The sequence below is a fragment of the Rhizobium sp. P40RR-XXII genome (assembly GCF_012641405.1).
Classification (GTDB): domain Bacteria; phylum Pseudomonadota; class Alphaproteobacteria; order Rhizobiales; family Rhizobiaceae; genus Rhizobium.
The window spans coordinates 255,566-281,439 of record NZ_JABAII010000006.1 but is presented as its reverse complement, the minus strand read 5'-3'; the positions used below and the strand labels follow the sequence as shown (position 1 = coordinate 281,439).

25 protein-coding genes are annotated in these 25,874 nt (G+C 57.9%); 11 read left to right on the top strand and 14 right to left on the bottom strand.

Features of this window, described 5'->3' with window-relative positions; all coding sequences use genetic code 11:
• From galE to HGP16_RS14285, 5 genes are all read right to left on the bottom strand, one after another.
• Window positions 1-987, bottom strand: a complete 987-nt coding sequence (gene galE, locus HGP16_RS14305; RefSeq protein ID WP_168840674.1) for a UDP-glucose 4-epimerase GalE — start codon at window positions 985-987, stop codon at window positions 1-3.
• Window positions 987-2,000, bottom strand: a complete 1,014-nt coding sequence (locus HGP16_RS14300) for a UDP-glucuronic acid decarboxylase family protein (protein WP_168840673.1) — start codon at window positions 1,998-2,000, stop codon at window positions 987-989. The genes galE and HGP16_RS14300 overlap by 1 nt, the downstream gene beginning before the upstream one ends.
• A 619-nt stretch (window positions 2,001-2,619) precedes the next feature.
• Entirely contained in the window at window positions 2,620-3,420 is an 801-nt protein-coding gene (locus HGP16_RS14295; protein ID WP_168840672.1) for a hypothetical protein, read from the bottom strand.
• 335 nt (window positions 3,421-3,755) lie between these two features.
• A complete protein-coding gene (locus tag HGP16_RS14290; protein WP_168840671.1) occupies window positions 3,756-4,166 on the bottom strand; it encodes a hypothetical protein in 411 nt (136 codons plus the stop codon).
• A gap of 225 nt (window positions 4,167-4,391) precedes the next feature.
• A complete protein-coding gene (locus tag HGP16_RS14285; RefSeq protein ID WP_168840670.1) occupies window positions 4,392-5,402 on the bottom strand; it encodes a LacI family DNA-binding transcriptional regulator in 1,011 nt (336 codons plus the stop codon).
• Between the two features lie 323 nt (window positions 5,403-5,725).
• Here HGP16_RS14285 and HGP16_RS14280 point away from each other — a divergent pair, with 323 nt between their 5' ends.
• The 8 genes from HGP16_RS14280 to HGP16_RS14245 all read left to right on the top strand — a co-directional run bounded on the left by HGP16_RS14280 (window position 5,726) and on the right by HGP16_RS14245 (window position 15,037).
• The gene (locus HGP16_RS14280) at window positions 5,726-6,712 is read left to right on the top strand and encodes a sugar ABC transporter substrate-binding protein (RefSeq protein WP_168840669.1); all 987 of its coding nucleotides are present in this window, start codon (window positions 5,726-5,728) and stop codon (window positions 6,710-6,712) included.
• Window positions 6,713-6,883: 171 nt separating this feature from the next.
• Window positions 6,884-8,404, top strand: coding sequence for a sugar ABC transporter ATP-binding protein (locus HGP16_RS14275; RefSeq protein WP_168840668.1), 1,521 nt, complete (start codon window positions 6,884-6,886; stop codon window positions 8,402-8,404).
• Window positions 8,388-9,410 carry an ABC transporter permease gene (locus tag HGP16_RS14270; protein ID WP_168840667.1) on the top strand — a complete coding sequence of 341 codons (1,023 nt, stop codon included), beginning with the start codon at window positions 8,388-8,390 and terminating at the stop codon, window positions 9,408-9,410. Before HGP16_RS14275 ends, HGP16_RS14270 begins: the two co-directional genes overlap by 17 nt.
• Window positions 9,411-9,738: 328 nt before the next feature.
• On the top strand, window positions 9,739-10,761 hold the full coding sequence (locus HGP16_RS14265; RefSeq protein WP_168840666.1) for a helix-turn-helix domain-containing protein: 1,023 nt from the start codon (window positions 9,739-9,741) through the stop codon (window positions 10,759-10,761).
• Window positions 10,762-10,847: 86 nt separating this feature from the next.
• Entirely contained in the window at window positions 10,848-11,987 is a 1,140-nt protein-coding gene (locus HGP16_RS14260; protein WP_168840665.1) for an efflux RND transporter periplasmic adaptor subunit, read from the top strand.
• The gene (locus tag HGP16_RS14255) at window positions 11,984-12,694 is read left to right on the top strand and encodes an ABC transporter ATP-binding protein (protein WP_168840664.1); all 711 of its coding nucleotides are present in this window, start codon (window positions 11,984-11,986) and stop codon (window positions 12,692-12,694) included. Before HGP16_RS14260 ends, HGP16_RS14255 begins: the two co-directional genes overlap by 4 nt.
• Window positions 12,691-13,833: an ABC transporter permease gene (locus HGP16_RS14250; protein ID WP_168840663.1), complete on the top strand. Its 1,143-nt coding sequence runs from the start codon at window positions 12,691-12,693 to the stop codon at window positions 13,831-13,833. Before HGP16_RS14255 ends, HGP16_RS14250 begins: the two co-directional genes overlap by 4 nt.
• A gap of 4 nt (window positions 13,834-13,837) precedes the next feature.
• Window positions 13,838-15,037, top strand: a complete 1,200-nt coding sequence (locus HGP16_RS14245) for an ABC transporter permease (RefSeq protein ID WP_168840662.1) — start codon at window positions 13,838-13,840, stop codon at window positions 15,035-15,037.
• 36 nt (window positions 15,038-15,073) lie between these two features.
• On the opposite strand, the gene HGP16_RS14240 is transcribed toward HGP16_RS14245, so the two are convergent.
• Window positions 15,074-15,397 (bottom strand): hypothetical protein, encoded by a 324-nt coding sequence (locus tag HGP16_RS14240; protein WP_168840661.1) that lies wholly within the window; start codon window positions 15,395-15,397, stop codon window positions 15,074-15,076.
• 405 nt (window positions 15,398-15,802) lie between these two features.
• Here HGP16_RS14240 and HGP16_RS14235 point away from each other — a divergent pair, with 405 nt between their 5' ends.
• A complete protein-coding gene (locus HGP16_RS14235) occupies window positions 15,803-16,288 on the top strand; it encodes a hypothetical protein (RefSeq protein ID WP_168840660.1) in 486 nt (161 codons plus the stop codon).
• On the opposite strand, the gene HGP16_RS14230 is transcribed toward HGP16_RS14235, so the two are convergent.
• On the bottom strand, window positions 16,282-16,926 hold the full coding sequence (locus tag HGP16_RS14230; RefSeq protein WP_168840659.1) for a response regulator transcription factor: 645 nt from the start codon (window positions 16,924-16,926) through the stop codon (window positions 16,282-16,284). The genes HGP16_RS14235 and HGP16_RS14230 overlap by 7 nt on opposite strands.
• Complete coding sequence (locus tag HGP16_RS14225; RefSeq protein WP_168840658.1) at window positions 16,923-18,356, bottom strand: sensor histidine kinase; 1,434 nt, start codon at window positions 18,354-18,356, stop codon at window positions 16,923-16,925. Before HGP16_RS14225 ends, HGP16_RS14230 begins: the two co-directional genes overlap by 4 nt.
• Window positions 18,357-18,633: 277 nt before the next feature.
• Here HGP16_RS14225 and HGP16_RS14220 point away from each other — a divergent pair, with 277 nt between their 5' ends.
• Entirely contained in the window at window positions 18,634-19,314 is a 681-nt protein-coding gene (locus HGP16_RS14220; protein ID WP_168840657.1) for a hypothetical protein, read from the top strand.
• Window positions 19,315-19,585: 271 nt separating this feature from the next.
• On the opposite strand, the gene HGP16_RS14215 is transcribed toward HGP16_RS14220, so the two are convergent.
• The 3 genes from HGP16_RS14215 to HGP16_RS14205 all read right to left on the bottom strand — a co-directional run bounded on the left by HGP16_RS14215 (window position 19,586) and on the right by HGP16_RS14205 (window position 21,926).
• Window positions 19,586-19,984 (bottom strand): DUF1236 domain-containing protein, encoded by a 399-nt coding sequence (locus HGP16_RS14215; protein WP_168840656.1) that lies wholly within the window; start codon window positions 19,982-19,984, stop codon window positions 19,586-19,588.
• 198 nt (window positions 19,985-20,182) lie between these two features.
• Window positions 20,183-20,650: a cyclophilin-like fold protein gene (locus HGP16_RS14210; protein WP_168840655.1), complete on the bottom strand. Its 468-nt coding sequence runs from the start codon at window positions 20,648-20,650 to the stop codon at window positions 20,183-20,185.
• A 1-nt stretch (window position 20,651) separates the two neighbouring features.
• Window positions 20,652-21,926 carry an MFS transporter gene (locus tag HGP16_RS14205; RefSeq protein ID WP_246705534.1) on the bottom strand — a complete coding sequence of 425 codons (1,275 nt, stop codon included), beginning with the start codon at window positions 21,924-21,926 and terminating at the stop codon, window positions 20,652-20,654.
• 71 nt (window positions 21,927-21,997) lie between these two features.
• On the opposite strand from HGP16_RS14205, the gene HGP16_RS14200 reads away from it, so the two are divergent.
• The gene (locus HGP16_RS14200; protein ID WP_168840654.1) at window positions 21,998-22,885 is read left to right on the top strand and encodes a LysR family transcriptional regulator; all 888 of its coding nucleotides are present in this window, start codon (window positions 21,998-22,000) and stop codon (window positions 22,883-22,885) included.
• A 70-nt stretch (window positions 22,886-22,955) separates the two neighbouring features.
• Here HGP16_RS14200 and HGP16_RS14195 read toward each other — a convergent pair whose 3' ends face one another.
• The 3 genes from HGP16_RS14195 to HGP16_RS14185 form a co-directional block, all read right to left on the bottom strand.
• Window positions 22,956-23,987: a DUF1176 domain-containing protein gene (locus tag HGP16_RS14195; protein ID WP_168840653.1), complete on the bottom strand. Its 1,032-nt coding sequence runs from the start codon at window positions 23,985-23,987 to the stop codon at window positions 22,956-22,958.
• A gap of 111 nt (window positions 23,988-24,098) precedes the next feature.
• On the bottom strand, window positions 24,099-25,328 hold the full coding sequence (chrA, locus tag HGP16_RS14190; protein WP_168840652.1) for a chromate efflux transporter: 1,230 nt from the start codon (window positions 25,326-25,328) through the stop codon (window positions 24,099-24,101).
• Window positions 25,300-25,611 (bottom strand): PadR family transcriptional regulator, encoded by a 312-nt coding sequence (locus HGP16_RS14185; protein WP_168840651.1) that lies wholly within the window; start codon window positions 25,609-25,611, stop codon window positions 25,300-25,302. The genes chrA and HGP16_RS14185 overlap by 29 nt, the downstream gene beginning before the upstream one ends.
• Window positions 25,612-25,874: the final 263 nt, after the last annotated feature.

The window sequence follows — 25,874 nt, the reverse complement described above, 5'->3', positions numbered from 1 at the left end:
TCACGATTGAGTCTCCAATCCGAAGAATGGGGCTGCCGTTCGGATGATGGTTCCGATATCGGAATACAGAGGCTGGAAGCCGAGTTTTTCGGCGGCGAGATCCGATGCCGCATAAAGCGCCGGCGGATCGCCTGGCCGGCGAGGGCGCATGGTGACCGGCACGGAGCGTTTCGAGGCAAGTCCGATAGCGTCCAGAACCTCTCTGATCGACGTCCCGTGACCGGTTCCCAGATTGATGGCAAGGTTGGCGCCGCCCGCCATCAGATATTTCACGGCGAGAGCGTGGCCGCGAGCCAGATCCATGACGTGGATGTAATCGCGGACGCAGGTGCCGTCCGGGGTGTCGTAATCATCGCCATAGACCTCGAGGCAGTCGATGGAGCCCGTCGTGGCAAGCAGCGCGCGGGGGATCAGGTGTGTTTCCGGAGTGTGCCATTCGCCGAGCTCCTGCTCGGGGTCGGCTCCCGCCGCATTGAAATAGCGCAACGCAACGTAACGGAGCCCATAGGCTGCCGCATAGTCGGCGAGCATGTGTTCGGCGATAAGCTTTGTGCGGCCATAGGGATTTATGGGGCGCTGCGGTTCGCATTCGCGGATCGGCAGCTGATCCGGTATGCCATAGACGGCACAGCTCGATGAAAAGATGAGCTTGTCGGTACCGGTGGCGCGGCAGGCTTCCAGCAGCGAATGCGTGCCGTTGACGTTGTTGGCGTAGTATTTCGCCGGTTCCTCGACGGATTCGCCGACGTAGGCCGAAGCTGCGAAATGGATGATCGCATCGGGCTGGTATGTCTTGATGGTCTCGACCAGGCGGGGGGTATCGAGAATATCCCCCTCTATGAATGGCCCCCAGCGGACCGATTCAAGATGGCCCGTGGAAAGATTGTCATAGACGATCGGTTCGTAACCCTCTTTATGCAGAAGCTTGGCCGTGTGGCTGCCGATGAAGCCGGCTCCGCCCGCGACGAGGATGGTGCGCGCAGACATCAGATGACCTCTACGAGTTCGCTGCCTTGCCGATGAAGCTGACGTTCGAAATAGGCGGCCGTCGACTTCAGACCTTCGGCCAGAGCGACCGTCGGCTCCCATCCCAAGTCCCGCTTGGCGATCGTAATGTCGGGACGACGCTGTCGAGGGTCATCGATTGGCAGCGGTTTGTAGACAATTTTCGATGGCGAACCCGTCAGCGCGATGACCTGTTCGGCAAGTTCGCGGACGCTGAATTCGGCTGGATTGCCCAGATTGATCGGCGAATGAAGCGCGGACGGATTCCTCATCAGCCGAACGAAGCCTTCGATAAGGTCGTCCACATAGCAGAAGGAGCGCGTCTGCGATCCGTCGCCGTAAACGGTGATATCCTGCCCCTTGAGTGCCTGGACGATAAAATTGGAAACGACACGGCCATCATCGGGACGCATGCGCGGCCCGTAAGTATTGAAGATGCGCGCGATCCTGATGTCCACGCCATGTCTCATATGAAAGTCGTAGAAAAGCGTTTCGGCAGAGCGCTTTCCCTCGTCGTAGCAGGAGCGCGGGCCAAACGAGTTGACATGGCCCCAATAGCGTTCCGGCTGGGGATGTACCTGTGGGTCTCCGTAGACTTCCGAGGTGGAAGCCTGGAATATGCGGGCTTGGTGACGTGTCGCCAGTTCAAGCAGGTTCAGCGAACCGAAGACGCATGTCTTCATCGTATGGATCGGGTCTGCCTGATAGTGCACGGGGGACGCGGGACAGGCTAGATTGTAAATCTCGTCGACCGGCAGATCGATGGGATTGACGATATCGTGACGAACGAAGCTGAAGGCGTCGTAGCGGAGCAAATGCCGCAAATTCTCCGTTCGCCCGGTCGAGAAATCGTCGGCACAGATGACTTGGCAACCATCCCGCAGTAGCCACTCACAGAGATGAGAACCCAGAAAGCCGGCGCCCCCGGCAACAAGAACGGTACGGCGTTCGGAATTTCTCGAATACAAATTCGTATATCTGAGCGGCATATTCATAGAACTCTCCACTTGTACGATGATGCACAAACATAGTCGCGACGGCTGTACTGTTTACGCGCCGTGTTTTTTCCTAGCGCCTAAATATAGTTTCGGCGAGGACTATAATTAACAAATTACTAATGTCTGGAGTTTCTGTCGTTATCGGGGAATTCGAAATTTTTACAATCTGTACATTTGTTGACCACAAGAGACGTTAGGTAAGTAAAACCAAGCGCTGCTTGCGAAACACGCTCGCTGAGCACTTTTAGGCGGGGCGTTCGGCATCGACTGCCGGAATTGCCGCCTTTTTTGCAATTTGCCGCGTGACACGAAGCATTGCTTTCGGCGGCGGCTAGAGAAACTTCATTCGCAACGGTCATTTTGGCAACAGGACGCTGTGCCCCGCCGCTTGAAGCCTTTGTGGATCAATCGCCGTCAGTTCCAGTAACTATTGCTTCTCGGGGGTACCGGTCCGGCATTCGGTAGCCTTTCGCGATTGGCCGGTGTCGCTGAAACACCGGTCAGCGCTGGAACTTTGAGCTGGTCTATTGTGCCGGCCCGAGGGCGCTTGTGGCAGCATCATGGTCCATTAGGGGTGACGGCTCCGCTACATCTTTGCGCTCTGCGTGATCGATCGCTATTGCGCCAGCATGTCGGCGAGCGCATGCCGCATGGACGTGCTCGAAATACCAAAAAAGCCGCCATAGGGAAGATCAAGATCCAGGATGACGAACATCACGCTCGCCACCGAAACGATGGCGACGGCGACAATGGAGCCTGTAAGCGGGTTTCTGGGAGCCTGAAGACCGAAGCTCAGAAATACCAGCATAAGCCAGAAGATCAGGACGTCGAGAAACGGCGCCGAAAGCGAGCCGTGCGCATCTTCTATCACGGTCCATCGCGCGACCATGAGATTGCTGAAGAGCTGATTGCAACGGGTCACGAGCACCTGGTGCAAGGGATCGTTTGGCTGCTGGTGGGCAATGCCGAGGCCTATGGTGTTCACAAGCGCCCCAAGCGTGGGTGCTTCACCAATCAGAGGCAATTTTGATACGTCAGGATAGATCATTCCCGGCGGAAGCGGTTCTCCCGGCCATGTGCTGGCAATGACAGCGGCGGTGTAGCTGTGCAAGAGTTGTCTCTCACTATCCAATGCGGACCCGTAGTTTTTGAGGCAGACGTCCATTTCCGCCAGACCGGCGGCGTAACGGTTGCGATCGCGGGAGGCAGTGGTGAATGCGGTCAATTCCGATGCCAAAAGCAGGCTCATCACGAGCGCCGCAAAAGTCACAAGCAAAGCCGTCACCGCTCGAAGGAAGTCTATCGTCTCGGTACCGCGGTGCGGAGCAGGCAGCCTGGCGCGTAATATCGAACCGACTGCGGCGCTCACTATGAGGAGAACAAACAAAACCAGGGTCCAGACGGCTTCTCGCGGCATCGGAAAATGCTCCAGCTACATCTGGTTATTGAGTATGTCATGTATTTCGATGGGGCGGGAGGACAAAAGCTCCGCGATCGCGCAGCGTGAAGGCGAATTTTACTTGCGCCGTTCACATCGACGAAACAGATGGCGAGACAAGCTTGGAGCTGCCGGCATCGTTCTCTTCAAGGCGAGCTCGATCGCAACGGGAAATCTCAACGAACCGGCCAGCGCGAACAGAACCGCCGCGAAGTCAACAGCGCCGATCTTAAACGCCATAATCGTTGTCACGCGCTCTGCCGAGGTGAGGGTCCAGCAATTCCCTTGGATCGTGCTTAATGCTCTAGGTGAGCCTACTTGATGGAGAAGTCGACGGTCTCCATCACCTTGCCGTCCACGGACAGGACGGCCTCGTATTTGCCGACGGGGAAGCCCGCATTCGGTTTGCTAAGCGACGAGTTGACATGGTTTTCCAGAGAGCCGATATCGAAACTGACTTCGTCAATCTTATAATTTGCGGGCGCTACGTCGTTGGTATCAATAGCGATCCAGGAAACGGTGATTTTTGAGCCGGAGCTGACTTCATCAATGTCCGCTGACAGATAAATCGCAGCACTGTTTGCCGGAAGCGTCGTCTCCGTCACGTCGGCATCCTTGGCGTTCGAGATGATGATGTTCTCAAATCCTGACGCCCAAGCTGTCGACGTCGGGGCCAGAGCTGCCGTAAAAGCAATTGCCCGCAGAGCCTTCTTAATCTCATGCATTTTGAATTCTCCCAATTGACGGGATTTTCGTAGGCTGGCTGCATGAACGCATTGTTAGCTGGTGAGCAGCGGCCGCGAATATTTAAGCGTTATTGCGCATCGAACCAAAAATAGTCGCAGTATTCGTCGGATGTTGCTTGGTACACGGACCAGCGAGCCTCCGGCGTGGATTTTTTGCCCAGCCACAGCTCCATTGTGAATCCGCGGCGAATATCCCATCAGCATTCAGTCGGGCTGCGGTGCGCAGGTAGTTTCACCATAAGATAGCTCGCAGGCCAACAAGACCGGATGGTCAATGCTCGGTGCGCCCTGCTCATTCAGAAGAACTTCCACTGCGGCTGTCGCGATCTTCTGAATCGGTTGCTTCACCGTCGTTAAGCGCGGGATGGTCATATCCGAGAGCGGGATGCCATCGAACCCAAGAATGGAAAGCGCTGCCGGAATTGGGATACCAAGGTCATATGCCGCTCTCATACAGCCGATCGCCTGCTGATCTGAGCTTGCGAAGATGGCGGTCGGACGCTCGCTGCGGGCACGCGCCAGCAGATAATTTCCTGCCTGCCGTCCGCTTTCATAATCGAAGTTGGCCTCGGCAACTAGCGGCGAGGCTGCGGTTCCCGCGCTATCGCCGGCTTGTATCATCGCATCGAGATAGCCCTTGAGGCGATCATTGGCTGGAACCGAATGTTCAGGTCCTGAAATGAAGCCGATACGGCGATGCCCCAGCTTTAGGAGATATTCGACGCCGAGACGGACACCATTGCGATGATCGGAGGCAATGCCCGAATACCCCGGCATAAGACGGTCGACGACAACGATTGGCAGCCCTTTTGGCAGCCTGATCGGATGGAAGTCGTTGCTCGGAACGAGGATGATGCCGTCCACCCTCCGGCTCGTCAGTTGCCGGATACGGTCGGCTTCCTTCGCAGCGTTATCGAAGGATGTCATGACGATGATGTTGTAGCCGTGCGTTGCTGCGGCTTGCTCGGCAGATTGGACGAGTTCGGAAAAGAATGGATTGGTCAGATCCGGGATGACGATGCCGATGAGGCGACTGATCTTGCTGCGCATGCTTCTTGCCGACGGATCCGGCGTGTAACCGAGTTCCTCTATGATGGTATTGACCCGCGTCCTTAATTCGTGCGTGACGGATGGGTGATCATTCAGGACTCTCGAGACGGTCCCCGTAGAGACCCCTGCGAGCTTGGCAACGTCGCGAATTCCGACTTTTTGCATAACAGAACATATGTCCTTTTTCTCCGGAACCAGTGCCCAACAACAGCCCGACCCAGGCGGTCTCTAGCGCCTTCACCCAAAGTCTGCACGTCAAATTCATCGACCGCATATAGTCTAACGGAAGGCATTTCCCAGCGCCGTTGGAAACGGTTCATGGCATATACTGCAACATACGAGCGAAAGTGCAAGCCTTGTTAATTTCTTTCGCCATTTCAATCGCCTTGACAATGTTCGGGGGCGTTGTTACCCATTGCCTGGTGAAACGGTTCATTGTCGTTGACAACTCAGGTGGAGCTGAGCCCAGGACCGTCGGGAGGAAAGAAATGTCTAATTCCAAAAACCATGAATCCGTCTTGATCAGCGCCTCGCGTCGTGCGGCGTTGAAGTTTGGTCTTGCAGGCACTTTGGTGCTTGCGCTGTCTTGCGGCGTGTCGCCCGCCTTTGCGGCCGGTAAGCCTAAGGTCGGCCTGATCATGAAGTCCTTGTCGAATGAGTTCTTCAAGCAGATGAAGGCGGGGGCCGACAAATATGCGGCTGAAAACAAGGACAAGTTCGACTTCAAGGCCGTCGGCATGAAGGACGAGCGTGATTTTGCCTCGCAGGTCGATGCGGTCGAAAACTTCGTGACGCAGAAATACGATATCATCGTCGTCGCGCCGGCCGACTCGAAGGCGATGGCCACTCCGCTTGCGAAGGCCGTAAAGGCCGGTGTCAAGGTCATCAACATCGACGTGCCGTTGGATGCCGACGCGAAGAAGGCAGCCGGTATCGATCTTGCCTTCTTCGGGCCTGACAATGCTGAGGGCGCCAAGCTTGCGGGCGATGCGCTTGCCAAGGATCTGGGGCCTGGCGCGAAGGTCGTGATCCTGGAAGGCAATCCTGAGGCTGACAACGCCAAGGAGCGCAAGGTGGGCTTCATGGACTCCATCAAGAACGGCAAGCTCCAGCTTCTCGACAGCAAGACCGCGCATTGGGAGACCGAGGAAGCGAACACCGTCATGACGAATTTCCTGACGAAGTATAAGGATATTCAGGGCGTCATGGCTGCAAACGACTCCATGGCTCTCGGTGTCGTCAAGGCGCTTGATGCATCCGGCCAGAGCGGCAAGATCAAGGTGGTGGGTTTCGATAACATTCCGTCTGTCAGGCCGTTGATCAAGGACGGCAAGATGCTTGCCACTGTCGAGCAGTATGGTGCCGAGATGGCAGCCATGGGCATTAAGTATGGCCTTCGTGAGCTCGCCGGCGAAAAATTCACCGGTTGGGTCAAGACGAACGTCACGCTCATTACCGCCAAGGATATCAAATAGTCGGGGCTTAGCTCCGAGGCTAAAGGAGGCGCCGGCTCTTGGCCGGCGCTATTCGCTGCCCGATCGCTTTCATGTTGAATGCTCCGACGTCGCTCGTTTTCGAGCAGCCTGGGCGTCAGCCATGGCCGGTGGCCATTTCCGATCCGAAATAGACCATGCGTGAGGTGGGACGTGTCAGGCACACCAGATGACTACATCCTGAAGCTGGAAGGAATAGGTAAGCGCTTCCCGGGCGTCGTCGCGCTCAAAGATGTTTCCATTGGCATTGGTCGCGGCAAGGGACACGTCCTTCTCGGCGAAAACGGTGCCGGAAAATCCACGCTGATCAACCTCCTTGGCGGTGTCCTTAAGCCGGATGACGGTCATATCGTGTTCGACGGCCAGCGCTACGATCCGGCTTCTCCTCTGGAGGCCTTTAAGGCCGGCATTCGCGTCATCCATCAGGAACTGCATCCCCTATCCAACCTCACCGTTGGTGAAAATCTCCTTTTCGAACATCTCCCACGCCGATACGGCCTGGTGAACTACAAGCAAATGAACGCCAGGGCGGCAGAGTTGCTGGCAGAAGTCGGCCTCAACGTGGCGCCGACAACGCTTGCCAGCAGCTTGAGCCTAGCGCAGCTTCAGCTTCTCGAGATCGCCAAGGCGCTCTGTTACGAGAGCAAGCTTCTGGTCCTTGACGAACCGACGGCAACCTTGACCTCCAAGGAAGTCGATCGTCTCTTCGAAATTCTGAAGCGGCTGAAGGCGCGGGGCGTAACCACGCTTTACATATCGCACAGGCTCGAAGAGATTTTTGAGGTAGGCGATGACGTGACCATCTTGCGCGACGGCCAACATGTGATCACGCGACCGCTTGAAGGGCTAGGAATTCCAAAAATCGTTGAACTGATGGTAGGGCGAACGCTCGCGAAACACGACGCTTTTCGCGGCGACAGCGTCATATCGGGTGAGGCGCTCGGTGTCTCCGGTCTGAAGGTGACGCACAATAGTCCAGAGCTGTCATTCTCCGTGGCCAAGGGTGAAATCGTTGGCATTGCCGGGCTTGTGGGTAGTGGTCGGACCGAGGCAGTTCGCGCCATATTCGGCGCAGATGCAAAAGCCGGGGGGGAAATTCGCATTGACAGTGAGCTGGTCGAGATCAATTCGCCCAGCGATGCTGTCGCGGCAGGGCTGTGTCTGGCAACCGAAGATCGCAAGATGCAGGGCCTGATGCTCGACATGAGCTGCGCCGAAAACACCACCATCACAGATCTCGGCAAAGTCTCCCGCAACGGCCTGATCAGCCGGAAGATCGAGAATGACAATTCACAGCGTCTCGCACGCGAGCTGCGCATTAAAACGCCGTCCATCCACCAGGTGGTCAGGACATTTTCCGGCGGCAACCAACAGAAGGTCGTCATTGCCAAATGGCTGTTCCGCGGCCCCAAAGTGTTGATTTTCGACGAGCCGACCCGCGGGATCGACGTGGGTGCAAAGGCCGAAATCTATGACCTTCTATGGAGGTTCGCCGCCGAGGGAAAGGGTGTTCTGGTCGTATCGTCCGATCTGCCGGAGCTCATGAGCATTTGCCATCGCATTATCGTTTTCTCGAACGGCAAAATAGCCGGAGAAATGCCTCGGGACCAATTCGAAGAGAGCAGGATCCTCTCACTCGCCTACAAGGAGTACAGTCGTGTCCGGCAACATTGAAAAAAATATGGAGGCGAAAGAGAGAAGCTTCTGGGACAAACTGATTCGGATATCGATGAAGGAAGCGGGCGTTGCCATTGCCCTCGTTCTGATCCTGATCTTTTTCTCGGCGACGGCACCATACTTCGCAACGCCGGAGAATTTTCTGAAGATCTTCGTGCAGATCGCCATCAATACCGTGCTCGCCTCGGGCATGACCTTCGTCATCCTTACTGGCGGCATCGATCTGTCGGTCGGCTCGCTGCTGGCGCTTTGCACTGTTATCGGGGCGACGATCATGGTCGATCCGAGACTTTCTCCCTGGCAGGCGATCGTGCTGGCTTCGGTAGCCTCGATGGGAGCGGGCGCCGTGCTGGGTGCGATCAATGGATGGGTATGCGAGAAATGGAAGCTTCCGTCCTTCATCGTGACACTTGGCATGTTGAACATCGCAAGCGGCTTGGCGCGCGTCGTCAGTGACAATTCCACCATTACCGGCCTGCCTCAACCTTTTGTCGATTTCGGAAACCTGATCTTCTGGGACGTATTCCCTTCAATCTTTCTGATTGCGATCGTCGTCGTGCTTATTGGCTGGTTCGTGCTGCGTTATACCGTGTTCGGGCGTTTTGTTTTTGCGATCGGCACCAATGAGGAAGCCGTCCGACTGTCAGGGCACGAGCCCAAAAGGTTCAAGATCGCCGTCTTCACGATTTCGGGACTGACGGCGGGCATTGCAGCTATGGTCTATCTGTTGCGCCTCAATGTCGGCAGCCCGGTTGCCGGTATTGGCTATGAGCTCAATGCCATTGCAGCTGTAATCATCGGCGGGACCAGTCTTTCTGGCGGCAAGGGATCGATTGTCGGTACGCTGGTAGGCGCATGCATTCTGCAAGTACTATCCACGGGCCTGCAACTGCTCGGCGCCGACGATAACATCAAGCCGATCGTCATTGGCGCGGTCATCGTGCTGGCAGTCATTCTCGACAGCTACCGCGGTCGATTGATGAGGATATTGGAAACGCGATGAATGATATTCAACGTGCCAGCCCCAATAGTGCGTTCGTCCTTGAAGCTGAAGTCGTTTCGATAATCTCGTCATTTCTGCGTCGAGCCGATTGTCTCGATGCCGAGGATGATGCTGCGTAGCGCATAGCCAGGTCTTGGGATAACACGCTCCGGAATAGGCGCTAACGGCTCCCCGTCGAGGTGAGGGCGGACCGCTGTCCGTCCCTGACCGGTGGCAGGCGCCAATTTATCGCAATGGCACCGTACTGAAACACGATCGAGGTCGTGCGAAGCGATAGTTACTGACATGATTTCATTCTATTGATTTCAAGCCGCCGTGGGTGACTGTCATGCTTTTTATTCCATTTCCCTTTGCCGTCGCCATCGTGCTGCTCGTGCTGTTTGCCGTGGTGTTCAAGCCGGATGACGAACGCCCCGCCAACGTCCCGTTCCTTGCGCTTATTCTGGTTAGCGCTTTCCAGTCCGTGTTGTCAGGGTTGCGATGGGGTTACGGGGTCCAGGTCGTTATGTATGTGGCCCCTTTGGTCGCGGCGATTATGCCGCCGCTGGTTTATGCGGGCGTGTTCCAGTTGGTCAGGAGGAGCGGACAACCGCCTTTCCTGCGCGCCGGCATTCATGTCGTGCCGGCGATCCTCGTTTTGATATCGATGATCGTTTGGCGCGACGCGATCGACGTCATTCTTGTTGTCGTCTTCGTCGGCTATGCGGTCGCCATATTGCGCCTGATGCGGCCGGGAATGGACGCCCTTCGGCTTGCTGCCCTCGACGAAGCCAGGCCTACCTATTATGCGATCCTGTTTGCGGCTGCCTCGCTGCTTCTTTCCGCGGCGCTCGATACGGTTGTGATGTTCGATTTGATATGGACGCATGGCCGCTACGCGGCGACGCTCATTGTCGGTGGGAACCTGGTGGCGCTCGTCATCTTATCCACCGCAGCCGCGGCGGCCAGCCGTGGTGGCGCAGCGGCAAGGGAAACGCCCGACATCGCCGAGGTCCCGAAAGCGGATACGGGCGATATCGAGACGATGGCTGTCGTTCAAGCGCTGATGTCGGACAGGCGGCTCTATGAGGATCACGATCTGACCTTGAACAGACTGGCGCGCAAAGCCGGCCTGTCGACGCGTCAAATTTCCGAGGCGATCAACCGCGGCACCGGAAAAAACGTCTCGCAATATGTCAATGAATTCCGTATCGCGGCCGCGTGCAAGCTGCTGACCGAAACCGAAAAGTCGGTCATCGAGATCATGTATGCGGTCGGCTTTGAGACGAAATCTAATTTCAATCGCGAGTTCCGCCGCGTGACCGAGGTCACACCTGTGGAGTGGCGGAAGAAGACCATGGCAGCTGCATAGGGAGGCAACGGTACCAGATCGCGATCGAGGACGATCTGGAACGCGTTCGAGGTCGAATTTTCTTCCGTCCCGTTCATGTTGGTGGCATGAACACGATCACCGAAGACAATCGCAAGCTCTCAGAAACGCTCAGGTCGCTTTCCCTTGGGCCTTCGTTCCCATCATTGGAGCCGCCGGCCAACAAGAGCCGGAGGCTTGCGCTCTCGAGTATCCTGGTTGCGCTCGGTGCCAGCGCGATCGCGGGTTCCGTCCTCTGGCCCGAATTTGCGCCGCGGCTCAAAGGAATAGTGCAGCGGAGTTTGGAAATTGAGCTTGCGCCAAACATCGGGCGAACGAGCGACCAAACAGGCCTGATAGCAAGCCGGACGACTGCAGGCGTCAGTGCATCCACTTCGGCTCTCGATGCGCCTCGATCGGCGACCGTGCCCGAGATAACCGGGTCCGGCTACGTCATCGCTCCCAGTATCGTGACGGTCTTTTCCAAATATGAGGGGGAGATCGCCTCGGTCGCGGCCCGGATTGGTGATCGCGTCGAAGCCGGGCAGGTTCTCGTTGGGATCGACGATATCAGCGCCGACCTCGCGCTTGAGCAGGCCAAGGCGGATAGCGATGCCGCCAAGCTAGTCTTTGACGGAAAGATCCTGGAACTGAAGCAGGCGCGCAGCACCCTGGAGCGCAACGAGGCGCTTTCCGCGAAAAGCGTCGTCTCGGCACAAACGGTCGAGGAAACGCGCACGGCGAGAGATACCGCCCTCAATGCCGTCGATCAGGCACGCCAAGCTTACACGAAAGCGCAAGTCGGCGTGAAGATCGCCGAGGAGCATGTCGACGCGCTGACGGTGAAAGCTCCGATCTCCGGCACGGTGACGCGGCTCGATGCCCACGTCGGTGGCCGCGTTCTGGCCCGGATAGACAGCATCAAGGAAAATGAAAGCCTTCTGACGATCACCGATACCAGCAGCCTCGTGATCGACGCTGATGTTGCCGAAAGCAATATTGGCGCGCTTCGGCCGGGCCTTCGCGGCGAAGCCGTCCTCGACGGCTTTCCCGACAAGCCCTTTGCCATCGACATCCTGCAGCTTTGGCCGATCGCTTCGGCCGAGAAAGGCACGATTACCCTGCGCCTTGCGCTCCTCAACCCACCCGAGGGCATCATGCCCAACATGGCTGCGCGCATTCGTATTTCGATCGCTTCAGCACAACAGCCAGGAGGCACACTTCAATGACCTCTTTGACAAGAAACGAACCCTATATCGCGCTTAGCGGCGTCAAGAAGGCATATCTGATAGGAAGCGAGACCGTCCCCATCTTTTCCGATCTGGATCTCCAGATTGCTCGCGGCGAGTTCGTCGCGATCATGGGACCTTCGGGGTCCGGAAAATCGACGCTGCTGAATATGCTTTCCGGCATAGACAGGCCGGATTCAGGTCGTTTGCGCATCGGTGTCAGCAATCTCGATCAGATGGGCGAGTCGGCTCGCTCCGCCTGGCGCGGCCATAATATGGGGATCGTCTTCCAGTTCTATAATCTCTTGCCGATGCTGAATGCGGCCGAGAATATCGAGTTGCCGCTTCTGCTGAAGCCGCTCTCGTCCCGGGAGCGACGGGCTCGCGTCGACAAGGTTCTGGATCTGGTCGGACTTGCCGGGCGCCAGAAGCAATATCCAAGGCTGATGTCGGGTGGACAGCAGCAACGCGTCGGCATCGCGCGCGCCATCGTAGCGGATCCGGCTTTGCTGCTCTGCGATGAACCGACGGGCGACCTGGATCGCAGATCGGCCGACGAGGTGCTGGAAATGCTGCGCTTTCTGACCGGGGAGCTGGGCAAGACGATCATCATGGTCACCCACGATCCGCAAGCCGCGAGTTATGCCAGCCGAACGCTGCATCTCGATAAGGGTGAGTTTGTCGAGGCGGGGAGGGCTGACGCATGACGGTCTTCGATCTCGTGCGAAAGAGCGCATGGCGAAAGCCACTGCGCACTGTGCTGCTGATGATCAGCGTGGCCACGGCCTTTCTCATTTACGGTCTGACGACGAGCTTCGTCGATGGCAGTCAGGGTTCGTCGGCGGCCAGCGACGACATACTCGGCGTCATGAGCCAGGCCGGCCGCACCCAGCCGCTGCCGATCTCTTACCTGAACCGAATTACCGCCGAACCGGATGTGGCCGCGGTCGGCTATATGTTGCGCCTGCGCGGGTTTGCGACGGTTGAGAAGAACATTATCCCCGTGAGTGCCGTTGATCCTCGGCGTCTTTTGAGTTCGAACGGCAAGGAACTCGGACTGACGTCCGATCTGATCGGTGCGCTCGGCAAGGACCGCAGCACGGTCCTCGTCGGCCGGGCGCTTGCCAAGGCGCAGGGTTGGACGATCGGCCACAAGATCACCGTCACCAGTTTCGATACGGCAAAGCAGGACGGCAGCCGCGACTGGCCCTTCGAGATCGCCGGCATTTTCGAGGGCGAGAATGCCTCCACCGACACCTATTTCGTGGTCGCCCAATATGACTATGTCAATGCGCTCAGAGCCCGCAACAAGGATACGGTCGACGCCTTCATCGTTCGACCGCAACCAAATATATCGGCCGGGGAACTCGCTTCCAGGATCGACCAATTGTTCGCCAATTCAGCCGCGCCAACGCAGACCAGGTCGGAAAAGCAATTCCTCGAGGCCTTTCTGCGTCAGTATGCGGATATCGGGTTGATCGTGAACATGGTTGTCGGGGCGGCCTTCGTCACGCTGCTGATGATCGTCGGGAACACCATGGTGTTTGCCGTTCGCGAGCGTACCTTCGAGATCGGTCTCTTGAAAACCCTGGGCTTTTCCGGCTCCTGGATCATGGCTCTCATCCTTTGCGAAACACTCCTCATATTCCTGGTGGGCGGAGCGACGGGATTGCTGCTTGCACTGCTTGCAACGAGGATCACTGGCCCAGCAATCGGCTTGGTCTTTTCCAGCGTCATCTTTGCAAAAGCTCTCGGAATGATCGTTCTGCTTGCGCTCGTAACCGGAGCGCTTCCAGCCCTGAACGCACTCAGGATTCCGATCACTTCCGCATTCAGAACGAGGTAGATCCATGTCTTCCAATACCAGGCAGGCCGTCGTCATGATCCGGGCAAACCTGTTCAGCATGCCACGACGCGTCTCCATCTCCGCTTCCATGGTAATCTCCGTGGCGCTGGTCGTCTGTGTCCTTGCCGGTTTTCTGGCGATGGCGAGAGGTTTCGAAATGGCTCTGCAAAGTGCCGGTTCGAATTCGGTGGCGGTTATCCTGGGCGGAGGCACCAATCAGGAGGCTGGCTCCGACGTTCCAGCCTCGGTCATCCGCACGCTCGCTGCGATGACCGGCGATATTGGCGTCACGCGGGATGCAAACGGGATGCCGATCTTTTCGCGAGAAATCGTCGTCGCCGTCGATTCCAAGTCGGGCAGCGCTGTCACCGCGCAGACATTAGCTTTGCGGGGTATGGACGCAAGCGGCCCGTCGATCCGTGACAATATTCTTCTGTCGGCCGGACATCTATTTGCACCCGGTACGCGCGAGATCGTCGTTGGAGACCGCCTCGCGCTACAGTTTGGATTTTCGATCGGCAATGTGGTGCGGCTCGGTACGGTCGACTGGACGGTGGTCGGTCTGTTCTCGGCGCGCGGCAGTGCATTCGAGTCCGAAATATGGGCCGATTTTGATGCGGTTCGCTCGGCTTTCGATCGTCAGGGACAAGTGCAAAGCCTGCGGATGCGCCTTGCCGACGCCGCCTCGCTGTCACGACTTCAGGATAGGCTCGACACGATCAAGACGCCGCCGCTGCGTGCCGTCGTTGAAGCCGAGCTTTATGCGGCGCAATCGGCCCGCACGGCAAGCTTGATCCGACTGTTCGGATGGCCGCTTGCACTGCTGATGGCGATTGGCGCGACCGCGGGCGCATTCAATACGATGATGAACTCGGTCTTAGACCGCACGGTTGAGATCGCAACGGTCCGGACGCTGGGCTTCAGCCGCATCTCCGCTTTTCTTGGGACCTGGGTGGAGGCGGTCCTGCTTGCGACCGGAGGCGTGATGGTCGGACTATTGGCCTCATGGCTCGCCTTCAACGGTTGGCAGGCAAGCACCGTCGGCGCCAATGGCGCTTGCATGGCCTTTCAGCTTTCCGTCACCGGCGATGTCATGGCAACCGCCGGTCTGCTTGGACTTGCAATCGGTATTCTGGGCGGCGCGTTGCCGGCAACCGTTGCAAGCCGGCTTCCCCTGACCGCAGCCTTGCGATCACGGGGATAGGGTCTTGGCGTGCCATCGCATGGTTTGGCGAAAATTTCAGGCGGCTTGTTCGCAGGTCTCCTTCATGTTCCCTCTCGAGCAATATTCGAGCTCGAGCTCGAGCAGCCTTGTCGCCTGGGCAAGGGCATCTTCGGCTTCAGCGAACAACAGCGACTTATCACCCATTCTTGCCTCGCCATAATTTTGGGCGCGCAGCAAGACGAGTTCGGCCAGATCGAAGCATTCCTGCGTCGGTTGGACGAGGTTCAGGCAATAGCGCAGATTGATGGCAACCTCGATGGCGAATTCGGCGGCTGAGAAGCCTAGTATCGCACCCGGCGGGGCTACACGGGCCAGAAATATCCTCCAATGCTGGTTCATAATACTCTCCCATCGGACCGGTCGCGAAGCTGCTGACGCATAGCGCCTGCCAATTTTTTCAGAGACGGGATCCCGACCGCCGCATCTGCGTCGTCAGGGTCGCGCCGTGCCCGCAGTGATATCGGCCGGAGAAAATCGCTTTCAATAATGCCGTCATGCAATTGGGCTTCGGTCGGTCTCCTTCTCCGACGTTGGTCTGATGCCGTGCCGGCAAAAGGTCGCGGGAGCGATTGCTGAAGTCCCAGCTGAGCTTTGCCTGCGTGATAAACCTTGACCCGTCGCTGTGTTGCGACGATCTGATATGGAGATCGGAACTTGCCAATCGGCGATGGAGGGCGGCGCTTTCGTGCCGGGGAACGATGACCGCCCGTCGCTGGAACTACTCCAAGCCTCAGGAGGCTACAGTTGTCACTGCGTCGAAAGCTTATCGCTGCCTTGCCATGCTTGTTGCTGACCTTCGTCAGCACCGCGCTGCCTTACACTGTCAAAATTAACGGTGGTTCCCCGACATTTGGGCCGCAGATGGCGGAGGCCAAGGGCGGGAACGGCAATGGCGGTGGCAATGGTGGCAATGGCGGGGGTAACGGGAATGGGGGAGGCAGCGGCAACGGCGGCGGCAGTAGCGGCAACGGAGGGGGTAACGGCAATGGAAATGGGAAAGGCAACGACAAGGGCCAGTCGTCCAGCGCCAAGAGCGCGACGCAGGGCCAGGTCGATGCCGATCAGTCCACCGACGCGGGCAACGGCTCGATTACGGTTCGCCATCAGGATGGTATGAGCGAAAAGATACAGAGCGGACGCTACGTTATGCAGGATTCAAAGGGCCGCACGATCGTCAACCGCACTGCCACGGTTTCAGACGAGCAGCGGCTCAAGTCCTTCCTTCACTGACGGCGCCTTTCAAGCTCATCCCGGAATGCCATCGCCGCTTCCGTTCTATTGCTCACCTCGAGCTTGGTGAAAATCTGGGTCATGTGATGCTTGATGGTCTTTTCATGTAAATCGAGCTTCAACCCGATATGCTTGTTGCTCAATCCGGCGGAGGCCAATTCCAGCACCTCCCGTTCCCGATCGGTCAGCGCGGTGAAGGGATTTATTTGAGTGCTCGACCCGGTTTCCGAAATCAGGCGAGCCGATAGCGTCGGTGCGACATAGCTGTCACCGGCGGCGATGCTGCGAATGATGTCGGCGAGCATCCTGGATCCAACACCCTTCAGGACATAGCCCTTCGCCCCGCTCTTGAGCGCGGCCATGACGTCATCGCTCGCCTCGGAGACGGTCAGCATCACGATCTTCTGATCGGGTATCTTTTCGAGTATGAGAGGAACAGCCTCCAGCCCTCCTCCGGGCATCGAGATGTCGAGCAGAAGGATGTCCGGCCGGCACTCCGCCGCGATCCTCAGCGCGTCCTCCTTGCTGCTTCCTTCGCCGACGACGCTAAATCCATCCATTTCAGTCAGACTTCGGATGACGCCTTCCCTGAAAAGCGGGTGATCATCGATGACTGCCAAGCTAATTGATGTTGTCATGCCTGCTCCATTTCCTCGATGTTCAGAGCCATTCGAACGGTGGTTCCCCGGTTCGATGATAGAAGCGCAAACGTGCCGCCAAGGCTCTCGACCCGATCTCTGAGGCCGGCGAGGCCCAGTTTTTGCGGACCGACCTCTTTCGGATCAAATCCGGGCCCTTCATCGGCAACCTCGATCACGACCTGTCGGCCTTCCAAGGATTGTACGACCTTCTGTCCGATCCCGCCGGCATGGCGATAGCCGTTGTTCAAGGCCTCCTGGACAAAGCGATAGACGCAGATCTTTGCGGAGGTGGAAAGATCAGCCGGTGTCGCGCCCACGACGAGCGCGACCATGACGCCGGTGCGCCGCTCGTGCGCGCGGATTGCGCGCTTCAAGAGATCGGTCAGATTGTCCGTCTCGATATGGGGCAGCATCAACCCGCTGCAGATACCTCTTATTTCCGCCATCGCATCGTCGAGGCTGGCTTTGATGGTGCGCAGTGATGCCTCACGTTCATCCGTCGCGGTGGCGGGACTTGTCAGGGTCTGGCTGTCCAGACGTAAAGAGGCATAAGCGACCAATTGGGCAGGGCCGTCATGCAGGTCGGCGCCGATTCGACGCAAATAGCTCTCGTTGAGCGCAGCCGATCGCTGCGTCGCGCGCTGAACGCGCGCGCGCAATGCCTCGTTCTGCAGAAGAAGCGCCGACAGCTCCCCGATACGGCCATTGAGCGCCTTGCGCTGATTATCGATGGTGCGGCTGCCGCGCAGGACGATAATCGACAAAAGCGCGAAGAATGTCAGTGTAAACAAGGCGACCATAAGCCAGCTCAACAGCCGGGCTTGTATCAGGCTTCCTTCGAAGTCGTTCGCCACTTCGTAAAACTCGGATACGGCAACAACTTTGCCTGACCAAGGCTGTAATACCGGGTTGTAGATTTCCAGCAGCGGTTTGCCGCTTTCGCGCTCGGCAACGCTCTCCACATCATCGATCTGATTGAATTTCGCGACCATCCGGCCGGAAAAAGCGGTCTTCAGACTGTCTGAGAGCGGAAACTGCTTGCCGGAAAGATTTTTGTTATTGGAGTAAAGGATCGTCCCGTCGCTACGCCACAATCGGAACGAAAACAGCCGCGTACCAAGCGCGCCCTGACCGAGCGTCTCGTCAAGAGCCCGTGTTACGGTGTCATCGAGGACCTGGGTGGTTTGCATATCGGGTAGAAGTGGGGCGATGACGCTGTCGACGTAAAGGGCCGTCGTCGCCGCGGAATTGCGTGTCACCGCGTTTTCGATCAGGCCGGCAACGAAGGAGCCGACAACAATCATCGCACAGATCGCGACGAAGCCGCCCGCGAGCAAAAACTGTCTGGCCAAGGATTGAGAGTTCCAGCGTTCGATCAGACCTGCCAGAGTTAGCTTGTGTTTACGATGTGCTCGCAGAACTGGCATAGTCAGCACTGATCTCCCAACCCCTTATAGCTATCCCAGCTGGATCGAGTGTCAACCATTGCCCGTCCGTACCGGCCGGGTCGTCACCTGAAGATGGTATTGTTATCCGGCCCACGCAATCTAAGGGACCATCGCACGGGATCAATCAGACGATGGTCCTAATACCCAAGGCATAGGTCCGACCGGTGTAGAAACGCGGGAATTCGGTAATATTGTAGTGCGTATTGATTTGCTGGCCGCTGCCCCAGGCGACGGACATTTTGTGAAGGAAATGCGCATGAAAATCGGCTCTATCATCGGTACCGCAAGCCTTAGCCTGGTGTTGGCTGTCGCTCCCATGGTTGGAACTGCCGCCGGCTTCGTAGAGACGGCATTCGCAAAGGGCGGAAATGGCGGCGGCAACGGAAATGGTGGTGGTAACGGCAACGGCAATGGCGGCAGCCATGGCCAAGGAAATTCCGAGCACGCAAAGTCCGGTGACGACGATGCCAGCGGCACCGCCACGAATACGGCCACGGCGTCGGGCACTTCATCGTCCTTGTTGGCGCATCACCCCGACAAGCACTCCCAATCCCATAGCGCGAGATCCCATAGCGCAAGCGCGAAGGTCTCGAAGCCCGGCCTCGGCAGCCTGAGTTCGCTCAAGAGAGATTACCACGCCTACCTGAATTCGAAGGATCCCAAGATGGCGGCGCTCTCGGCCTATGTAAAAGCATATGCAGAGTTCGAGATGCAATACGGAACGACGGCCGTGCCGACCGATCCCGCGCTGAGCGACAGCGCTTTGCGTTCGGCACTGGCGCAGCTGTCGAACAAACCAGTGACGGACCAGACGTTTGCCGAGGCAAAGAGCATTCTCGGGGCCGGAACGAATACGGGAAAAATCGCAGAAGTTCGCGACGCCCTGGAAAAGCAATCCACGTCCCCGTCTCAGAGCGATAACGGGGTCGACGACTGAAGCTCTGCCATAGCGGCTTTGCAGCATAAGCAGATGACTACCGCGCGTCGGCCTCGACGGTTCCTTGGGCCTTCCTTTGAGGGGTTCCGCTAAACTGACGCCACTTCATAGCCGGTCCGCCCACCGGCTCTATCGCCGGGTCGAGCTTTCCGCCCCAACGCTGCTCGATCCGGCGATAGGCAATTACAACCTGACGTTTCCACCAGATTGAATGGCCAAATGCAAAGCTCGGGAAAGGTTGGGGAGCGCGTATCTTCGCTCCCCACCTCGGTCACTTGATAATCTGGATGACCTTTCGCGATGACGGTTCAACGATCACGCGTTCGTGGTTGACCACCGCATAAGCATATCGTGGGTTTGTGGGAACGGTTCTCACCACGATGGTTTCCGGCAACGGTTGGCCGACCACCACCCGGTCGCGGACCACCATTCCATCATCAGGCAGCGGCTGTTCGCGGACGTAGGTAACCACCTTCTGCGGCGGCGGATCGATGGCGGTACCGACGATGGCGCCTGCCACGCCGCCTATGGCAGCTCCGACAGGTCCACCGACCACGGCTCCTGTTGCGGCGCCACCTGCCGCGCCGGTGACGGTCGACGACTGGGCGAAGGCACTTCCGGCGGCCAGGCCAAGCGAGAGTGCCGCAATACTAAGTACTTTCATTTTCATCAGAATCTCCTTTCACCACTTATTCGTCCGTCAGCGACGGAGCTATTGGTAAAACAGGGCCTGACTGCAATCTGTTCCTTTTCTTAGGCTTCAGTCGATTGGATCGGGACATGGGTCGCAAGGATGTTCGGACCAAAGCCTCAAAAGTGTAAATTCATGCTCGCTTGAAGCTCCATTGAGGCGCGGTCTTGTCGTTCGTCAGGTCCGTTCCATCCGCAGTGGAAATTCGCCACGGACGAGCAGAGGTTCGAAACCAGCCTCAAACCGGCCCAGCCGGATCAGTCCGGCCGAATATCGATAGCCGCCATAAAACAGCGCAAGATTGCCCCAGGGAGCGAAATAGCAGAGATCTCCCGCCCGTTCATTTCCGAAGGGGCCGCTTCCGGCCGGGGTCAGTTTTCGCGGCAGATAGGCGACCTTCTCGTTGTTCGCATAGTTGTCGATCGTCAACTCGAGCGGCAGCATGGATGCGAAATCCGCCGCCGATGGATTGTCATAAAGGCTCGCGATCATGTGCTGATCGTTGAATGTGAAACGTACCTTCATGCCATTTGTCTCCTGACTTGCCGGATCGCTGCCGTTCTGTGCGTTGGTAATGCCGGGACGAATGATGGTTGCGATTGCACCAGCGAGAACCGATCGGCGAGAGAATGATCCAGCCCTCATGTCAAATCCTGGTTGCCGAACGCCATGCAACGATGGCAAACAATGACGACGTAAGAAGCAGCGCTGCTGCAAAGGCAAACGTGACCCACCAGCCCGCGGCATCGAAGAGAGCGCCTCCGGCCGACGCGCCGATGGTGATGGCAAGCTGGATCGTCGCGACCTGGAGGCCGCCCCCGGCTTCCGCGTCATTCGCCATGTATCTGCTAAGCCAGGTGCCCCACCCGACCGGAGCTGCAGTGCCGAAGAAGCCCCAGCCCATCAGAAGCACCGCAGTAACGGAGGGCGATGTCCCGAACAGGACGAGCCCCGTTGCAATGATTGCCATCACGAAAGGGATCGCGGCGAGGATGCTGAACAGCCGTATGCGCAGCAAATGGCTGACCGCATACGTGCCGGCCACCCCTGAAAGCCCCATGAGCAGGAGAAGGAGCGACAGCGTGGAGATGGAGACATCGGTGACGGTCTCCATAAACGGTCGCAGATAGGTGAACAGCGCGAACTGGCCCATGAAGAGCATCATGACCGAGGCCATGCCAAGAGCGACCTGTGGCCGTGCGAGTAGACGAAACACGTTCGGCGGCTTCTCCTTCTCCCGCGAGGGGAGGGGTGGGAGGCTGATCCATTGCCAGACTAGAGCAAGCAATGCCAGCGGCACGACCGCGAAGAAGGTGCCGCGCCAGCCTATATAATTACCCAGCAGGCTGCCCAGCGGAGCTGAAATCGTGGCCGCAACGGCATTTCCCGCGTTGAGCATGGCCAGGCCCCTCGGCACCGATTCCTCGGGCACGAGACGCATGACAATTGCCGTCGACATCGACCAGAAGCCCCCGATCGCCACGCCAAGCAGGGCGCGACCAACCATGAGAACGGCATAATTGGGCGCCAGCGTTACGATGATGCCCGACAGGATGAGGACGGCGGAGAAGCATATGACCACGAGCCGGCGGTCCATGCCGCGCGTGATATTTGAAATGAAGAGGCTCGTCAGCACCGCGAAGACGCCCGAGATCGATATGGCCTGTCCCGTCTGGCCCTCCGTCACGCCGAGATCGCCGGCGATCGGCGTAAGCAGGCTGACCGGCAGGAATTCGGAGGCGATGAGAACGGCGACGCAAAGAGCCATCGACAGCACGGCGCCCCATGCGGCGGGGCGCTTTTCCTGGGCTGCCGTCGCTACGGATCGGGTGCTGTCGTGCGGGTCGGCGATGTCGCCGTCCAATGGTCGTGCGAGTGATTGCTGTGTCATGACCGCAAGATAGACGTTGCGCATTTCCATGATTAGCCATTGCAATTCGCTTGGACTTATCGATCTTTGACATCAATCGATGATCGAGTCGGAGATGAGAGATGAAGCGCGAAGACCTGAACGAGATGCTATGGTTCCTGGCGGTCGCCGAGGAACGGAGCTTTACGAAGGCCGCGGCGAAACTCGGTACGTCTCAGTCCTCGATCAGCCATGCGGTCAAGCGCCTGGAGGCCCGCATGGGACTTCGCCTTTTGACGCGCACAACTCGCAGCGTCGTGCCCACGGACGTGGGAGAGCGGCTTATCCGGTCGCTTGCACCGCGACTTGCGGAGATCGAGACCGAAATAGACGAACTCATGGTATTTCGGGATAAGCCTTCCGGCACCGTGCGTATGACGCTCTCGGACCATGCTCTCAACAGCGTCGTCTGGCCGAAGCTGCGTCCTGTCTTGAAGGAATATCCGGACGTGAAGCTGGAGCTGAACATCGATAACGGTTTTCGCAACATCGTGGAGGAAAGGTTCGATGCAGGCGTCCGGCTTGGCGAAAGCCTGGACAAGGATATGATCGCCGTCAGGATCGGCCCCGACTGGCGCCTCGTCGCCGTCGCATCTCCTGAATACCTTTCCGTGCATAATGTTCCGAGCCATCCGGAGGAGCTTGTCACCCATATCTGCATCAATCATCGACAGGAACGATCGGGTGGCCTCTATGCTTGGGAGTTCGAGAAAGGCGGCAGGGAATTGCGCGTGCGCGTCAACGGACAGCTGACTTTCAACACTTCTTACGCAATGATCGACGCAGCCCTGAATGGATACGGTATCGCCTACTTGCCGGAAGATCTCGTTCAAGCGTCTATTGCATCGGGACGTTTGGTTCAGGTTCTGGACGATTGGTCTCCGGTCTTCCCCGGCTACTATCTCTGCTATGCGAGCCGGCGGCAGAATTCGCCCGCATTCAGGATCGTGATTGATGCCCTCAGGCAGTAGGGGGTGGCGCTGTACGAAGGCCGTCGCGGGCGAATAAAGATCGAAGCCATTAAGGGATGGGTATTGCCCTTCAGCTCGTCCGAAACAGCGTCGGCCAATCTCCGAGTTGGCTGCCGCCGCAGGTCCTTTGATAGGAAACCGCCGCCAGTTGAAACTGCATGCCATCCCATACCCATTCGGCGGCGAGCCCACAATCGCCGACTGCGCGCCCCCTGCCTGCCATCTGTAATGATCCCGTATTCGTATCGAAGCCCGGTTCCGTCAGTATTTTCATTTCGGTTCCGTCACCGCCGAGAGGAAGTTTAGGCCGAAATGGGACAGCGGAACCATTTCCGTTCCGCGGCATGATGAAGACTAGCGACGATCCTTGGTACGCGCCCATGATGCAGGGAATGAATACAAGGGCATGATCTGCGTCGAGGGGGTAAGCTTCCTCGTCAAGGCCTCCCTTCGAAGCGTCGGCCTGGCATTCTTCCACCTCAAACAGGGCCTTGCCAGAACCCTTGGCCAGCATGATAAGGCGTTGTTTCTCCGCATCCGACAAGGCGATATCAATCTTTCGGCGAGCGAGGATGGGCAAGGCGGGCGCGGCCGCGACGTTCGAAGCAGGAGCGGCTCCCCTCTTGATCAGGGCGGTAACATTGCCGAGGCGGCCTTGACGATCATCCATATGCAACAGCGCGGCGACCATGCCGTCAAGCGGAATGACGGTTTTAGCGTCTCCGACCTGCAATTCGGTGGCGTTGCGCAAAGCGGAAAGCAGTTCCACGACCGCCTCCGGGCTTTTGGTCGAGATTTTTGTGAGATTTTCGTCGCGGCTGAGCTGCCAGGCCGAGCCAAAATGCAAAAGTGTACCATCGGCGCGAAATTCGTTAAGTTCGACTGGAAATGGAACGCTGATTGTCACCTCCGTGACCGCATCGGGACCAGCGGCGCGATGAAAGCGCAAGTCTGGGCTGCTTATGATGCCGTTCGTGAAACCTTTAGCTTCGCAGGTCAAACCGTTGTCGCACGCAATCAGCCAGGATTTATACTGATCATACGAGGATTCCGCCGCGATTGCCGCGCCGCCCGGGGCGAGGCTTGAGAGCAGGATTGCCATGACGCGCTTATGGAAATTCTTCATGCAGATTTCCTCATCAGTCGCCCAGAATGCAGTGGCGAAATAAGCATTCCGGCCATTGCCAAGGGTACGCGGCGATGGCCACACATCTCAAATGAAAGAGAGGCCAATGCCCCCCGCGCCCATCATGAGCACCACTACCCACGGCGGCGCGCGCCAGGCGGCGAGTAGCACAAAGCCGATCAACGCCAGCGCAAAATCATAAGACCTTAGAATAGCGCTGGTCCAAACCGGATCATAAAGCGCCGCCCCAAGAATCCCGACGACCGCGGCACTTGCGCCGCGCAAGGCGGCCTGTGCTAGGGAATGTCGACGGAAAGCGTCCCAGAACGGCAGCGTGCCGATCAAGAGCAGGAGACCTGGCAAGAATATGCCGACGAGCGCAATCGCAGCCCCGGCGACACCGTTTGGGGAAGGGCCCATCACCGTGCCGAGATAGGCTGCGAAGGTAAACAGCGGACCCGGCACAGCCTGGGCCGCACCATAACCCGCCAGGAATGTGTCCGCGTTGACCCAGCCGGTGTTGACCACCTCCGCCTTCAGGAGCGGCAGCACGACATGTCCACCCCCGAAGACAAGCGCACCCGAGCGATAGAAGGCATCAAACAGGGATATTCCCTTGGACCCGATAATGTTGACGGCCAGCGGCAGCAGGCCCAGGAGACCGAAAAAAATCAACAGGCACGAAACACCGATCCATCTCGGGACCCCAAAAGAAAAATGGTGGGAATCGGATGATATCTCGCCACGACAAAAGAGCATTCCCATGAGCGCTCCCGCCATGATCGCCACGATCTGACCGAATGCGCTCGAGACAAAAACGACGATCAAAACAGCTGCGAGCGCAATGCTCGCTCGCTCCTTGTCGGGCGCCAAGTTGCGTGCCATGCCCCAGACCGCTTGCGCGACGACCGCGACGGCAACAATCTTTAGACCATGCAGGAGGCCATTTCCGACCGGGCCGCCGAAGGCCGTGGCCGCCATGGCAAAAGCGACCAAAAGTAGCGCGGAAGGCAGCGTAAAGCCGGCCCAGGCGGCAACAGCGCCTCGAAAACCCCCACGCAACAGGCCGAGGGCAAATCCAACTTGGCTGGATGCGGGACCTGGCAAAAACTGGCACAGCGTCACCAGATCGGCATAGCCCTCTTCGCTGATCCAGTTTCTGCGCGTGACAAGCTCATTGCGGAAATAGCCGAGATGGGCGATCGGACCGCCAAATGAGGTCAGGCCAAGTTTCAGGAAGGTCAGGAAGACTTCACCGGGCGTTCCTTGCGGGCGGTCGGTGACGGTGTCAGGGAGTGCTGCCGTCGACGACTTCACGAAACAGCTCCTTGGCTTTCTCTCGCGCTATTTCCAAAGCTTCCTTGCCATAGGGAGTCGCGTTGTAAACCCTGCGACGGGTGCGCCCGACGCGCTCGGTGCGTGAGATAAGATAGCCTTTCTTCTCCATCGAATGAAGCATCGGATAGAGTGTGCCGGCACTGACCTTGTAGCCGTGATGCGCTAGCTCCTCGATCATCCAGAGCCCATGCAGGTCGGCTTTGGCTGCATGGAAGAGGACATGAAGCCGGATGAAGCCGGAAAGAAGATCTTGGTGTTCCATTTCCCACCATAAAACAATCTCGCGCTCGAATTTCGATATCGGAAATCGATAGTAATTTGATCCCATCAACTAGGCAACGCTCGGCAGATCAAGCGATGGAAATCGTAAGCCGACTTAGGCGATCTGATTCCGACCGCTGCAGGCCCGCCCCGGAGGCTTCCCTTGCTTTTCCTGGATCGGCAACCACAGCCATGAAAACCAGGAACCAAGTCGGTTGCAGGGCAGTTAGGGTCAAGCGGAGGACGGAGAAAACAGAGATAGGA